Origin of the sequence: Paraperibacillus marinus (assembly GCF_046237605.1) — a bacterium.
GTDB lineage: Bacteria > Bacillota > Bacilli > Bacillales > DSM-1321 > Paraperibacillus > Paraperibacillus marinus.
Map to the genome: position 1 here is coordinate 3,606,224 of NZ_CP143542.1, position 13,284 is coordinate 3,619,507.

Genomic DNA, 13,284 nt, shown 5'->3' on the forward strand with positions numbered 1-13,284 from the left:
CCTTACCTCATTAGACTCCTGCACCAAGCTCTGAAGAAACACCCGTCGCTGCCTTAATGGCTGATTCCAGGTCCTCAATTAGATCATCAGCATGCTCGATGCCGATAGACAGCCGTACCATGTCCTCTGTCACTCCGGAATCTTTCAAATCTTTTGGACCAAGCTGCTGGTGAGTTGTGCTGGCAGGGTGGATGATGAGGCTCTTGGCATCACCGACATTTGCCACATGTGACCATAGCTTAACAGAATTGATCAATGCTGCTCCGGCACTGCGTCCTCCCTTAATCCCGAATACGACGACTGAACCGGCACCTTTGGGCAGATATTTATCTGCAAGCCGTTTGCCGGCATGCGCTTCATCCCCAGGATACGAAACCCATTCTACCGCTTCATGAGACTTTAGGTAGGCAACGATTTTCTTTGTGTTGGCAATATGCTCTTTCATCCTGACATGAAGGGTCTCAAGTCCGAGTGTGAATTGAAAGGCATTGGTCGGGCTGAGCGCAGGTCCCAGATCCCGCAGGAGCTGCACCCGTGCTTTGGCAATGTAAGCCGCCTGTCCCAATGCTTCACTGTAAACCAATCCGTTGTAGCTTGGATCAGGTGTGTTGAACTCGGGAAAGAGCTTTGAGCTCCAATCAAATTTGCCGCCATCGACAATGATCCCGCCGAGCGCCGTTCCATTGCCAAGCAGCCACTTGGTCGCTGAGTGTACGACGATATCGGCACCAAAGTCGATTGGCCTGCATAGATAAGGAGTTGCAAAGGTGTTATCAACAATTAAAGGAATTCCTGCATCGTGTGCTGCTTCAGCCGCGGCTTCGATATCCAGCACGGAAAGGCTTGGATTTCCAATGGTTTCTGCAAAGACGGCTTTTGTTTTGGGAGTGATGGCTTCTTGAAGGCTTTTTGGATCTGAACTGTCCACGAAGTGGACTTTGATCCCATATTTGGGAAGAGTATGACTGAAGAGGTTATAAGTGCCTCCATAGAGGCTGGCTGAGGAGACGATTTCATCCCCGGCGCCTGCCAGGTTCAGGATGGCAAGTGTAATGGCCGCCATGCCGCTTGATACGGCAAGGGCTCCGATTCCGCCTTCGAGCAGGGCGACTCTCTCCTCGAACACTGAAACAGTCGGATTATGTATGCGGGTATAGATATATCCTTCTTCTTTAAGGCCGAATAAATTTGCTGCATGCTCTGTGTCTTTGAAAAGATACGCATTGCTTTGATAGATGGGTACAGCTCTTGCACCAGTTTTCGGATCAGGCTCAAGGCCGCCATGGATACTGAGTGTTTCAAATCGCAGGGATTTGGATTCAGACAAATTAAGCACTTCCTTTCAAATTTTATTCCTAGTAAACTAATAGGAATATAACACAAAAGAAAGAGAGCATCAACATATTATTTAAATATTCTGTAAATAATTACGGGCGCGGTTTATTGAGCAGAAAAACAGCTTCCAGATATAATAAGTCACGAAAGGATCCCGTAACCTTTAGTTGATTTTCCTTGACCAGCGTCTGCAATTTTTCCCGGCCCATGATCAGGGCCCTTAAGCTTTCTTCGCGTCCTTCGATATAAAAGTGGGCATTGCCACCTTCAGTAAAGAAGTCCTGCTTTTTCCTTGACAGGACCAGGCGCTTTTCCTCCCGATTACTCTGTAAGCAGACAATTCTCTTATCTCCCGAAAGAATGGGTACAAGATAAGTCTTCCTCCTTAAGTTTGCCAAGAAAATTCTGCACAGCCTTTCCACCATACATCCCCTCCCTTACTTACTACATTCCATAGGTGAATTTATTTTCCTTTACCAAGTGCTCGACAATTACCTTGCCCGGTTACAAAAGCCGTTGCTTTTCCCCGATAAATCCATGGTGCTGTCGAAAGCACCCCCAAAGACAAAAAAAACACCCAGCAGGGTGTCAGAATGAATGCTTCAATGTGTCGTATAAAAAAGGGACCGATTGGAAGGCGTATATTTTTTGTACCAGCCGGCCGTCTTTAAAAAGCAGCAGACAGGGTACGCTCTCCACTTCAAACTGTTCCGCTGTCCCCGGCATATAATTCAGGTCTGCCTTGCCCATTGGTAATCCGGGAAGAAGCTCTTCCACCACCCCAAGCATTTTGGATGCCACCTGGCATGTACCGCATAAAGGGGTATAGAGGTAGAAGCAGAACGTCTCCCCATTTTGTATCGCCCTAGAAAATTGTTCTTCTTTCCAAACTTCCATGATGCTTTAATACATCCTTTGCTCTAAGTATTCTGCATGAACATCGATATTTGCACTCAGGAGGACAGTAGCTATATGATAAGCAGGTGCATTTTCCACTTCCCTATACGCTCTATCGATATACAAATGCATCGCTTCCGGGAATTCCCGTTTGAATTGCTTCCTGAGCTTTTCTCCAGCTTCATCAGCATCTACGAGAATGTATACTTCCTTATCAAAATGTTCGTCCATAATTTCTTCAAGTCTGGTCAGCGATATGGTTCCATTTGTGCAGATCACTTCAATCGGTTCATTGAGGACACTGATGACCTTCCGCTTATCTGAGGTTCCCTCTACAATTATGACCTTCTCGACCGGTACTATTTCCATTTTCATCACCCTGGACTGATTTCTATAAAAATGTTCTTTATATGAAATCAAAATGTATTCAGAACGATTTAGCAATTTCCTTTACTTTTCCCTGAAAAAAAACTTGAAAACACAATTCTCTTTCCAGCGCCTGCAGAAACTTGGACAAATTGACAGGATCTTCTTTTGGATCTGGGAATTAAAAAGAAGGCCCATAGCGGCGCCTTCCTTGATACATCAATCTTCGCTTATCATTTCTTCATATTGTTCCGCTGTCATCAAACCTTCAACGTCGCTTGCATTGGAAGGCTCGATAACGACCATCCATGCTTTTTCATATGGAGATTCATTTACAAATTCAGGGCTGTCGCTTAGTTCTTCATTAATTTCAACAATCTTTCCGCTGATCGGGGCATAAAGCTCGGAAACAGTCTTTACGGATTCAACACTGCCAAACGGCTCATCCGCCTTGATTTCATCTCCTATTTCAGGAAGCTCGACGAACACAATATCCCCCAGTTCTGACTGGGCAAAATCTGTAATGCCGATTCGGACTTTTTCGCCCTCTACCTTTACCCACTCATGTTCTTCAGAATAGCGCAATTCTTTTGGTGAACTCATCATCATTTCCCTCCATATGTATGGGGTATTGCCCCACCTGCTATAAATTCAATATACCATAATGGAAATGGACATGCCTATCGGCAGTACACTTATTTCCACATTTTTTGATATTCCTCTTCCTTGAAGCCGACGGTCACTTTCTCTCCGTCTGTCAGGATCGGGCGCTTCAAGAGCATCCCGTCAGAGGCAAGAAGATCATACAGCTCGTCTTCATCCGCTGTTTTAACAGTATCCTTTAATCCAAGCTCTTTATATTTAAGTCCGCTTGTATTAAAAAACTTTTTCAGCTCCAGTCCGCTCTTTTCATGAAGCTCTTGGATAGTGCTCCTTGACGGGGGGTTTTCAACAATATGTATGTCCTCATAAGGCACTGAATTCTCATCGAGCCATTTCTTCGCTTTGCGGCATGTCCCGCATTTAGGATACCAATAAAAGTTCAGTTTATGTGCCACATGCAGCTCTCCCTTCATACTTTAATTGATCCTATGATACCAGCAGGGATCCTGAGATTCAATCTTACAATGCCGTTCTTGAAATAGAGGCTGTCTCTCCAAGCCCTTAACAAGCAAGGGATGGCTTCCCCTCCCCGGACGATTCGTCTTCTTCATTCATTCAAATACAAATTAATGATTGCCTTACAAATATCATAATGCACCGTACCCTCTGTATTCATCAATACCACGATGCCAAGATTGAGATCCGGCACCAGTGTCATGAGGGACCGCACCCCCATTTGTCCGCCGCCGTGCTCCACAATCCGCAGGCCTTTGTACTCATCCGTGAACCAGGCAAGGCCGTAGCTCCTGACTTCACTGCCCATCCGCCATTCTTCGCTTACTAGATGATGGGGGTTTTGCATAATTTTCACAGAGTCCGGCTGCAACAATGCTGTTCCTCCATTGAGGTGGGCGCCCAGGTACCTTCCCAGCTCATTGGCTGTAGAATAGAGATATCCGATGGGAGCCGCCAGTTCATTTTTCGGAAAAGGTGTTTCGGCTCTTTCCTGCCCCATGTAGTATCTAGCACTATTAGGTGCTTCCTCCGCTCCGCGACTCGTCGTTCTTTCCATCCCAAGCGGCCGTAAAACATAGGCTTCCAGATGCGTTTCCCAGTCCAAGCCAGTCACTTTTTCAAACATATCCGCCAAGATGACATAGGCGTCTGTACAATATCTCCATTGAGATCCAGGCGGGCCTTCGAGTTCCACCTTCTTAAACCATCTTGTAATGTCCTCCCGGTCAAATATGGCCGCCAGCTCTTCTTCTTTAAGACCGTAGTAATCCAGCGCTTCCTGGAATTCTGTCGGCGTATCTGAGAAAATCTCCCGCGCATTTGGGGCGATCATATTGGCTATCCCTACAATTTCCGGGAAGCCCGCTGTATGGGAGAGCACCTGGCGGATTGTGATTTGATCACTCATTTTTCGGCAGGTCGTCCTGAAGTATGGAAGATGCTTAACAACAGGCTCGTCCAACTCAATAAATCCTGCTTCCACGAGCTGCATGATTGAGGCAGCCATAAAGTTTTTCGAGATGCTTTGGATGCTCATGAGCGTGTCGGCATCCATGAGGTGATCTTCACCCCGCCTCGCGAATCCAAATCCCTTCGAGTAAACAACTCCTGAACCTTCCACGATTGCTACACTTGCACCGACAATGCCTGCTGATTCCAACTCTTTCGAGATTAATGCTGTAAGTTCTTCCTTACGTCCTTGATTTATCTCTGCTTCCCCCTCTTCACAGACTATACTCCACCTCGATTCTGTCGGGTTCCTAAAAAGAATCCGGTTCAAGCGGATTTCGGTCCCGATACAAACCTTCTCCTCCATTTCATCCACATGCCCGCGAAAATTCCTTTCGACAAAAACAGGATACAGGGGGGAATATATAAATTATTATAACTATAAGCGTATAAAGAAAAAACTGGCAGGCATGAGCCCGGTAGAATACCGGATTCACACCCGCCAATTAGCAGCTTAATATAATTCTCTAACTTATGGGGGCCACCACACTTTTTGGGATACCCTCTAGCTGTTTATACGGTATAACGCTCCGCTTCCACCAATTTCTCGGCTGCTTCACGCTTCTTGCCGATTACGTTGATCGGTGTATGCCTCGTAAACTTGCGCAGTGCAGAAATCAGCATACGGAGTGCATCTCCCTGCTCAGTTGCAACCAATGTTTCTTTGGCATGCTGCTCAATCTGGTTGAACGCTTCCTGGCAGAAAATCTGTGTATAAAGAAGCTTCTGCCCATTCTTTTCAATCCCGTTTTTCCCAATCGCTTTTTCTGTACGGAGGACAACAGCCTCCATGGAATAGGCGAGTGATACAATGTCCGCAATATTCACAAGGATTTCCTGCTCCTTATCCAGTGCCTTTCCATATTTCTGGGCAGCAAGTCCGGCAGCAAGCAGGCCGATTTTCTTGGCATTCTTCACGAGATGCTTCTCCTGTGCCAGCGGCTCGTCACCAGGCTCTTCCGGCATCATCATCATCAGTTCTTCCTGCAGTGCCTGCGCTTTCTGGAAAAGCGGCAGCTCACCTTTCATTGCCTTCCGGATGTAGGTACCCGGCACAAGCAGGCGGTTGATTTCATTGGTTCCTTCGAAAATACGGTTGATCCTGGAATCACGGTACGCCCGTTCGATTTCATATTCTGCCATGAAACCGTAGCCGCCATGGATCTGGACACCCTCATCGACCACATAATCCAATACCTCTGTCGCAAATACTTTATTCAAGGAGCATTCGATCGCATACTCCGCAATGGAATTTGCCACTTCCTTGCCATTTTTCACTTCTTCATCGGTCAGCCTGCTCATCCTGTCTTCAAAAAGGCCGACGGTACGCCATACCGAGCTCTCGGCTGCATAAATTTTCGCGGCCATCGTGGCAAGCTTTTCACGGATCAGGTTAAAGGATGAAATAGGTGTTTTGAACTGCTGGCGCTGGTTTGCGTATGCTGCAGCAAGTTCAAATGCACGCTTTGCACCGCCAACTGCACCTACTCCAAGCTTATAGCGGCCGATATTAAGGATATTAAAGGCTATGATGTGCCCTTTACCTGCTTCGCCCAATAGGTTCTCTACAGGAACTTCTGCGTCTTCAAGGATCAATGTCCTGGTTGAGGAGCTCTTGATCCCCATTTTCTTTTCTTCAGGACCGGTAGATACCCCAGGATATTCGCGTTCCACGATAAAGGCCGAGAACTGTTCCCCATCGATTTTTGCGTATACTACAAAAACATCAGCGAAGCCTGCATTGGTGATCCACTGCTTTTCTCCGTTCAAAACATAATGCGTACCGGCTGCATTCAGCCTGGCAGTCGTCTTGGCACCAAGGGCATCAGACCCCGAACCCGGCTCTGTCAGTGCATAGGCTGCCAGTTTCTCTCCCGTCGCAAGCGCAGGAAGATATTTTTCCTTTTGGCTTTCATTTCCGAAAAGGACGATCGGCAGGGAGCCAATCCCTACATGTGCGCCGTGGGTGATGGAGAAGCCGCCTGCCCTGGACATTTTTTCCGCAATTAGTGCTGAGCTTACTTTATCAAGACCGAGGCCGCCGTACTCCTCCGGTACATCCGCCCCTAAAAGCCCCAATTCCCCAGCTTCTTTTAAAAGCCTTACAGAATGCTCAAATTCGTGGTTCTCAAGTTTTTCAACTACCGGTAGAACCTCATTCACAACATAATCTTCCGTTGTCTTGGCAATCATTTTCTGTTCATCGGAAAAGTCCTCCGGAGTGAACATCCTGTCAGCGGCAACATCCTCAATCAGGAAACTTCCACCTTTGATAACATCCTGTGTTTGATTAACAGCCATTTTCTTTTTCTCCTCTCAAATTAAGTATCTTTTTCTGTAGAAAAGGTGCGGAGCTGCATTATCCCTAAGGCTTCCTGCAGCCAGGTGTGATCATCATTTATCCTGCGGCATTCCTGGCTGCGCCTTACTCCGCTCTTCCGCCCCATTGTGTTTGTTCCTGCTTTTGCCCAGGTTCCTTTCCATGCATGGGCTGCGGGCAGCAAACTCATGTTTTTTTATGCAAGCAATTCAAACACGCCTGCCGCGCCCATTCCGCCGCCTATGCACATCGTGACAACCCCGAATTGCTGATTCTGCCGCTTCATTTCATGGATGAGCGACAGTGTCAGCTTGGCTCCGGTACAGCCCAGCGGATGGCCGAGGGCAATCGCCCCGCCGTTTACATTGACACGGTCCATGTCCAGTCCCAATTCCCTGATGATCTGGATGGACTGGGAGGCAAAGGCCTCATTCAATTCAAACAGACCGATATCCGGAATCTCCAGGCCTGCAAGCTTCAGTGCTTTAGGTATTGCCGCAATTGGACCAATCCCCATCACTTCGGGCGGCACGCCTGCCACTGCGAAGGACCTGAATTTAGCCATTGGCTGAAGCCCCAGGGAACCAGCCTTCTCACGGTCCATTACCATCACCGCAGCAGCGCCGTCACTTGTCTGGGAGGCATTTCCTGCTGTGACTGTTCCCCTTACATTAAAGGCCGGCCGCAGCTTTGACAGGATCTCTGTTGTGGTGCCTTCCCTGACGCCTTCATCCTCTGAAAATAAAACCTGCTTTTCTTTTATCTTATTATCTGTCCCAACATGGCGGATGGTCACATCCACCGGGACGATCTCATCCTGGAATTTCCCTTCTCTTATGGCCCTGGCTGCATTTGTATGGCTTCTTACCGCAAATTCGTCCTGATCTTCCCGGCTGATGCCATATTTCTTTGCCACTTCCTCGGCAGTATGGCCCATGCCCATATAGTATGCGGGCGCAGTCTCTGCAAGCTTGACGTTCGGCCTTGTCACATGGCCCATCATCGGCACAAGACTCATCGATTCAGCTCCGCCGGCTATGACGGTATCAGAATGTCCGAGCATGATTCTTTCCGCACCATACGCGATTGTCTGGAGGCCGCTTGAGCAATAGCGGTTGATCGTGACAGCCGGCACGGTATGGGGAAGCCCTGCGAGCGCCCCGATATTTCTTGCCATATTCAGGCCCTGCTCTGCTTCCGGCATGGCACATCCAATGATCAGATCATCAATATTGCCTTCATAACCCCCTGCCCGCTTTAATGTCTCCTTGACAACCAGGGCACCAAGGTCATCCGGCCGCACATCTGCCAATGTCCCCTTTTTTGCTTTTCCAACCGGCGTCCTCGCACCGGCTACGATTACTGCTTCCCTCATGAGAATCCTCCCCCTGTTTGTGTTTTTGTATCGTTAAATGATCCGCCTTCAGTTGCGGAGCGGTTTTCCCTTCAAGAGCATATGCTGCATCCTCTGCTGGGACTTCCCTTCTGCAACAAGGGCCAGGAAAGCTTCCCGTTCAAGGTCAAGCAGATACTGTTCATCCACTTCTGTACCAAATGGCACATTTCCTCCGGCCAGCACATATGCCAGCTTTTTCGCGATCTTCAAGTCATGCTCCGAAATATAGCCTGAAAGGTGCATCGCATTGGCACCCAAGAGCAGGGCAGCATATCCTGTTTCCCCTACAACCGGCACCTTCTTGCGGACCGGTGCCTGATAGCCTGCTTCACTCAGGGCCAGCACAGACCGCTTTGCGTCATGCAGGAGGTGATCCGGGTTCATGCTGATGTTATCTTCCTCACCAAGGAAGTTATTTTCCCGGGCTTCGGCGGCCGAAGTAGAGACCTTTGCCATCGCTATCGTTTCAAAGACTTTATTGGCTACCTTCTGAAGATCGAACTCCACACCCTTTGGCATGTTCTCAAGATGCTTCAGGTACAGCTCTTTGTTTCCGCCGCCGCCCGGTATCAGGCCGACTCCCGCCTCCACAAGCCCCATATATGTTTCCGAAGAAGCCTGGATCCTTGCGGCAGGCAGGCAGACTTCTGCCCCTCCTCCAAGGGTCATGCCGAACGGTGCTGCGACGACTGGTTTGCTGCTGTATTTGATCTTCATCATCGCCTGCTGGAAGTGCTTGACCACCATATCCAGTTCGTAGATATTGTCATCCTGTGCCTCCATCAGAATCATGGCCAGGTTCGCTCCCACGCAGAAATTCTTGCCCTGGTTCCCTATTACGAGCCCTTTAAAATTCCGCTCTGTTTCTTCAATGGCGAAATTGATCATCTGTGTGATATCCAGTCCGATGGAATTGTTCTGTGAATGGAATTCCAGCAGTGCCACCCCATCGCCCATATCAATCAGGCTTGCTCCGCTGTTCTTCTTGATGACTCCGTTTTGCTTCTTCAGCCTTTTCAAATCTATATTTTTGGGATTCATCCCAAGCTTCTTATAATCACCCTTGTTAAAGAATGAAACATCTCCGTCTTCCTCTTTATAGAAAGTGCCTGTTCCGCTTTCGGCAAGCTCCTTTACCCACCCCGGGACATCTCTTCCTTCCTGCTCCATTTTCCCGATGGATCTTTCAAGACCGATGGCGTCCCATATTTCAAATGGACCCTTATCCCAGCCAAAGCCCCATTTCATGGCCTGGTCGATGGCGGCAATATCATCCGCGATCGTGCCGGCAAGCTCTGCGGAATATATGAGAACCGGACTGATGATATTCCAAAGCAGCTCTCCTGCCCGGTCATCGGCGTATACAAGCGCTTTCAATTTTGCCGTTGAGCCTTTTTCCTGCCTGCTCATTTCAGTGGCCGCTGTTTTCAGCTTTTTGCGGGGCACATATTCCATGGTTTCATAATCCAGCTCAAGGATATCCTTCCCTTGCTTCAGGAAGAATCCCTGTCCCGATTTGCTTCCATACCAGCCATTATCAAGCATTCTTTCAACAAAAGGGGGAAGCTTGAAAACTTCTTTTTCTTCTCCATCCACCTGTTCATACACATTCTTTGCGACATGGGCAAATGTATCTAGCCCGACAACATCCAATGTCCTGAATGTCGCACTCTTTGGCCGGCCGATCATAGGACCGGTAATGGAATCCACCTCACCGACACTGTAGCCGCCTTTTTGCATTTCCCTCACTGTCACAAGCAGCCCATAGGTTCCAATCCGGTTCGCAATGAAATTCGGGGTGTCCTTCGCTTCTACAACGCCTTTGCCAAGGACATCTTCGCCGAACTTCTTCATGAATGCCAGGACATCTGTATCAGTTGCTGACGTCGGGATAACCTCCAGCAATTTCAAATAACGCGGCGGGTTGAAGAAGTGGGTTCCGAGGAAATGTTTCTTGAAGTCATCACTTCTGCCTTCCACCATGGCTTCGACGGAGATGCCAGAGGTATTGGAACTGACGATGCTTCCTTCCCTGCGGTATGTGTCCACCTGCTGAATTACTTTTTTCTTGATTTCAAGGTTTTCAACCACCACCTCAATGATCCAGTCCACTTCAGCCAGCCGCGGCATATCGTCATCAAAATTCCCTGCTTCTATCAGATTTAAATTATTCTTGGAAGTCAGCGGTGCCGGCTTTTGTTTTAATAATTTCTGAAGCGCTGTGCTGCTGATGCGGTTCTTTACTGCTTTATCCTCCAGCGTAAGGCCTTTTTTTGATTCCTGCTCTGTGAGTTCCCGTGGAGCAATATCCAGGAGCAGTGTCGGAATTCCAATGTTGGCCAGATGGGCCGCGATGCCGGAGCCCATGACGCCGGAACCCAGGACTGCTGCTTTTCTTATTTGAAGATCCAAAGCGATTTCCCCCTTTATATCCAATGGTCCAGTTCCTCTGAATGAATAATCATTCATTTTTTGTCCAAAAAAATTTTTGAGCTGAACTCATTTTTCCTTGTTGTTATAAATATAAAATATTTCTGACAATTTATCAACTGCGAACGGGCAGTTTCTTTATTTTTTCTTTTATGGACTTTTGATATGGGGCAACCTAGCATAAGGGGGTGAGAAAGAATGGCTAAGGTGAAAAAGAATCCTTCCAAGGCAGGGGTAAGTGCTGCCAGTGTAAAAGGAAATGCGGGGCCAACCGTCGAGATGGCCGATCATAACAAGAAAACAAAAAATTAAATCAACATGAGTTTTCTACTTGCAGCCTATGCATGGATAGGAACCTGGACAAGAGAAGGAACAAGCACATAAGGCGGTGGAGCGGAGTAAGCGCAGGCAGGAATGCCAGCGGGACAAATGATGTTCACACCTACCTGAAGGAAGCCTTATGATACATGCTCCGCCCCTTTTCCACAGGAAAAAACCTGACAGACCGGATCATTCCCAGCCTGTCAGGTTCCTGGATTTTTCTTTTGACTCCGATGCTTTTCGTTCCGTTCTTTAATTTCTGAAATCAGTGAGATCATTTCCGCCTTACCCTCTGGATAAAGTTCATTCCAATGTCTGGCCAGTGCCGGCATTGATTTAGAAATATGGGTATACAGCGCCCATGCCTTTACCTTCTCCTGCAAATCCTGATCATCACTGCCAAGCAGAAGCTCTGTATATTTTGCAAGCAGCGCATCCAGCTGCCCCTCAAATTCACTCATTATAAACCCTCCTTTTTTTGCTCTTACAGGCATTTATAATGCGGGCAGGTTTTGCATCTTTTGCCTCCAGTGCCGCCCAGCATATAAGCAAGACAACAGGTTGATCGATACCTGATTCCCCCGGTCTTTTCATGGAAATAACGGGTGAGAGGATTAGAGCGGCAGGGACCGAATATCCTGCCCTCTGCTTCTCTGCAGATGAACTCCATATCCTCCCTGAGCGTCCCGGCAAGAGCTGGATCCGATTCGGAATTCAACAAGGATTCATAAAGCCAAAAAATATAGACCGCAATATTCTCCCACATAATATGCTTTGACAGACTCGTTTCCTGGGAGAGCGAGGCCATGATGGGACTTAGAAATCCTGTAAATATCCTTTCGGCGTTCTTCTGCCTCATCTCCGCCCGGCCCTTACCTTTCCATTCCACAAAGCGCCAGGTTTTAAGCCTGAATCGGGGAAGCCAGCCTGATTCACGGTCATCTGTCTCAACCATGACATTTTCAATTGAAAGATCCAGGACTTTTCCCCATTTGTAAAAAGCATACAGCCCAAGTACCGGGATGAAGCCCAGCCTCTTCATAAGGATGGAGGAGGCTGCCATTTTATTGGGCGCCCCCATTCTGGCGGCTGCCGCAGCTATGATTCTCTTTCTTGCTTCAAGATCCAATAATTCTCCGGATGAAAAACTTAAGTCAGAAGAAAAACGGTCAGTGGTGCCTCTGTATGCTTTTAAACTTTCCAGCTCCTCATGGGAAACTTCACTACTGTACAAGCCTCTCGCCTCTTTTCAGGATGCAGCGGCCCCGGCCGTGAGGAATACAGAGCGGCGTGCCGAACAGCGGGTCGCTTGTCACCTCGCAGTCCATCTGGAACACTTCCTTCACAAGGCTGCAATTCACTACATGCTCTGGGTAGCCCTGCGCATAAATCTTCTTATCTTTGAGCGCCACGATATGATGTGCATAGCGGCATGCCAGATTTAAATCATGCAGTACCATTACAATGGTCCGTTTCTCTGTTTCATTCAATTCATACAAAAGGTCAAGGATTTCAATCTGGTGCGTCATGTCCAGGTAAGTGGTTGGTTCATCGAGCAGGATGATATCTGTATCCTGGGCCAGGACCATGGCGATCCATGCCCGCTGGCGCTGGCCGCCGGAAAGAGAATCGACCGGCCGCTCCCGCAGCTCCTCAAGACCCGCCGCTTTTAGGGCGCGTTCCACCTTCTCCTCATCCTCCTGCGTCCATTGGCGGTACCAGGTCTGGTACGGGTAGCGGCCCTGCTTCACGAGCTGCAGGACCGTCAGCCCTTCAGGGGCAGCCGGCGCCTGCGGCAGGATGGCCATTTTTCTGGCTACGTCTTTAGTGGGAAGCTTCGCAATGGATTCCCCGTCGAGCAGGATGGAACCTGACTCAGGCTTTAAAAGCCTGGCAGCCGAACGCAGCAAGGTGGATTTGCCGCAGCCATTGCTGCCGATCAAAACCGTAATTTCACCCCTGGGGATTTTTAAATCAAGGGAGTCTATGACTTTCTGACTGCCATAAGACAGAGTCAATGCGGATGTTTCGATGGCTTCTTTCATTCACGGATTCTCCTTTTTGCGATCGATTTGCCAAGCCTGGTTTCTAA

Annotated in this window: 15 protein-coding genes; 2 read left to right on the forward strand and 13 right to left on the reverse strand. The window is 48.3% G+C overall.

Annotated elements, in window-relative coordinates:
- Positions 1 to 10 precede the first annotated feature (10 nt).
- The 7 genes from V1498_RS18250 to V1498_RS18280 all read right to left on the reverse strand — a co-directional run bounded on the left by V1498_RS18250 (position 11) and on the right by V1498_RS18280 (position 5,032).
- The gene (locus V1498_RS18250; RefSeq protein WP_409299354.1) at positions 11 to 1,309 is read right to left on the reverse strand and encodes an O-acetylhomoserine aminocarboxypropyltransferase/cysteine synthase family protein; all 1,299 of its coding nucleotides are present in this window, start codon (positions 1,307 to 1,309) and stop codon (positions 11 to 13) included.
- A 118-nt stretch (positions 1,310 to 1,427) separates the two neighbouring features.
- Entirely contained in the window at positions 1,428 to 1,760 is a 333-nt protein-coding gene (locus V1498_RS18255) for a hypothetical protein (RefSeq protein ID WP_409295206.1), read from the reverse strand.
- Positions 1,761 to 1,923: 163 nt separating this feature from the next.
- A complete protein-coding gene (locus V1498_RS18260) occupies positions 1,924 to 2,232 on the reverse strand; it encodes a thioredoxin family protein (RefSeq protein ID WP_409295208.1) in 309 nt (102 codons plus the stop codon).
- A 6-nt stretch (positions 2,233 to 2,238) separates the two neighbouring features.
- Positions 2,239 to 2,601 carry a toprim domain-containing protein gene (locus tag V1498_RS18265; RefSeq protein ID WP_409295210.1) on the reverse strand — a complete coding sequence of 121 codons (363 nt, stop codon included), beginning with the start codon at positions 2,599 to 2,601 and terminating at the stop codon, positions 2,239 to 2,241.
- A gap of 216 nt (positions 2,602 to 2,817) precedes the next feature.
- Positions 2,818 to 3,201: a glycine cleavage system protein GcvH gene (gene gcvH / locus V1498_RS18270; RefSeq protein ID WP_409299355.1), complete on the reverse strand. Its 384-nt coding sequence runs from the start codon at positions 3,199 to 3,201 to the stop codon at positions 2,818 to 2,820.
- A 92-nt stretch (positions 3,202 to 3,293) separates the two neighbouring features.
- Entirely contained in the window at positions 3,294 to 3,656 is a 363-nt protein-coding gene (locus tag V1498_RS18275; RefSeq protein ID WP_409295212.1) for an arsenate reductase family protein, read from the reverse strand.
- Positions 3,657 to 3,808: 152 nt separating this feature from the next.
- Entirely contained in the window at positions 3,809 to 5,032 is a 1,224-nt protein-coding gene (locus V1498_RS18280) for a serine hydrolase domain-containing protein (RefSeq protein ID WP_409295214.1), read from the reverse strand.
- Between the two features lie 82 nt (positions 5,033 to 5,114).
- Here V1498_RS18280 and V1498_RS18285 point away from each other — a divergent pair, with 82 nt between their 5' ends.
- The gene (locus V1498_RS18285; protein ID WP_409299357.1) at positions 5,115 to 5,183 is read left to right on the forward strand and encodes a hypothetical protein; all 69 of its coding nucleotides are present in this window, start codon (positions 5,115 to 5,117) and stop codon (positions 5,181 to 5,183) included.
- A gap of 55 nt (positions 5,184 to 5,238) precedes the next feature.
- Here the strand turns inward: V1498_RS18285 and V1498_RS18290 are convergent, their stop codons facing one another.
- From V1498_RS18290 to V1498_RS18300, 3 genes are all read right to left on the reverse strand, one after another.
- Positions 5,239 to 7,026, reverse strand: a complete 1,788-nt coding sequence (locus V1498_RS18290) for an acyl-CoA dehydrogenase family protein (RefSeq protein ID WP_409295215.1) — start codon at positions 7,024 to 7,026, stop codon at positions 5,239 to 5,241.
- 215 nt (positions 7,027 to 7,241) lie between these two features.
- Positions 7,242 to 8,420 (reverse strand): acetyl-CoA C-acetyltransferase, encoded by a 1,179-nt coding sequence (locus V1498_RS18295; protein WP_409295217.1) that lies wholly within the window; start codon positions 8,418 to 8,420, stop codon positions 7,242 to 7,244.
- A 48-nt stretch (positions 8,421 to 8,468) separates the two neighbouring features.
- On the reverse strand, positions 8,469 to 10,808 hold the full coding sequence (locus V1498_RS18300; RefSeq protein ID WP_409299358.1) for a 3-hydroxyacyl-CoA dehydrogenase/enoyl-CoA hydratase family protein: 2,340 nt from the start codon (positions 10,806 to 10,808) through the stop codon (positions 8,469 to 8,471).
- Positions 10,809 to 11,069: 261 nt separating this feature from the next.
- Between V1498_RS18300 and V1498_RS18305 the strand changes: the two genes are divergently transcribed.
- Entirely contained in the window at positions 11,070 to 11,183 is a 114-nt protein-coding gene (locus tag V1498_RS18305; RefSeq protein WP_409290198.1) for a YuzL family protein, read from the forward strand.
- 212 nt (positions 11,184 to 11,395) lie between these two features.
- Here the strand turns inward: V1498_RS18305 and V1498_RS18310 are convergent, their stop codons facing one another.
- The 3 genes from V1498_RS18310 to V1498_RS18320 are packed head-to-tail and all read right to left on the reverse strand — an operon-like array spanning position 11,396 to position 13,237.
- Positions 11,396 to 11,653, reverse strand: a complete 258-nt coding sequence (locus V1498_RS18310; protein WP_409295218.1) for a DUF2573 family protein — start codon at positions 11,651 to 11,653, stop codon at positions 11,396 to 11,398.
- Between the two features lie 23 nt (positions 11,654 to 11,676).
- Positions 11,677 to 12,426 carry an IucA/IucC family C-terminal-domain containing protein gene (locus V1498_RS18315; RefSeq protein WP_409295220.1) on the reverse strand — a complete coding sequence of 250 codons (750 nt, stop codon included), beginning with the start codon at positions 12,424 to 12,426 and terminating at the stop codon, positions 11,677 to 11,679.
- Positions 12,416 to 13,237: an ABC transporter ATP-binding protein gene (locus V1498_RS18320; protein ID WP_409295221.1), complete on the reverse strand. Its 822-nt coding sequence runs from the start codon at positions 13,235 to 13,237 to the stop codon at positions 12,416 to 12,418. The genes V1498_RS18315 and V1498_RS18320 overlap by 11 nt, the downstream gene beginning before the upstream one ends.
- Between the last annotated feature and the right edge of the window lie 47 nt (positions 13,238 to 13,284).

Excerpts from the sequence above, each read along its gene's own strand:
- V1498_RS18320 (WP_409295221.1), bottom strand. The coding sequence starts at position 13,237 with ATGAAAGAAGCCATCGAAACATCCGCATTGACTCTGTCTTATGGCAGT.
- V1498_RS18255 (WP_409295206.1), bottom strand. The coding sequence starts at position 1,760 with ATGGTGGAAAGGCTGTGCAGAATTTTCTTGGCAAACTTAAGGAGGAAG.
- V1498_RS18265 (WP_409295210.1), bottom strand. The coding sequence starts at position 2,601 with ATGGAAATAGTACCGGTCGAGAAGGTCATAATTGTAGAGGGAACCTCA.
- V1498_RS18290 (WP_409295215.1), bottom strand. The coding sequence starts at position 7,026 with ATGGCTGTTAATCAAACACAGGATGTTATCAAAGGTGGAAGTTTCCTG.
- V1498_RS18300 (WP_409299358.1), bottom strand. The coding sequence starts at position 10,808 with ATGGGCTCCGGCATCGCGGCCCATCTGGCCAACATTGGAATTCCGACA.
- V1498_RS18310 (WP_409295218.1), bottom strand. The coding sequence starts at position 11,653 with ATGAGTGAATTTGAGGGGCAGCTGGATGCGCTGCTTGCAAAATATACA.
- gcvH (WP_409299355.1), bottom strand. The coding sequence starts at position 3,201 with ATGAGTTCACCAAAAGAATTGCGCTATTCTGAAGAACATGAGTGGGTA.
- V1498_RS18305 (WP_409290198.1), top strand. The coding sequence starts at position 11,070 with ATGGCTAAGGTGAAAAAGAATCCTTCCAAGGCAGGGGTAAGTGCTGCC.
- V1498_RS18280 (WP_409295214.1), bottom strand. The coding sequence starts at position 5,032 with ATGGAGGAGAAGGTTTGTATCGGGACCGAAATCCGCTTGAACCGGATT.
- V1498_RS18295 (WP_409295217.1), bottom strand. The coding sequence starts at position 8,420 with ATGAGGGAAGCAGTAATCGTAGCCGGTGCGAGGACGCCGGTTGGAAAA.
- V1498_RS18260 (WP_409295208.1), bottom strand. The coding sequence starts at position 2,232 with ATGGAAGTTTGGAAAGAAGAACAATTTTCTAGGGCGATACAAAATGGG.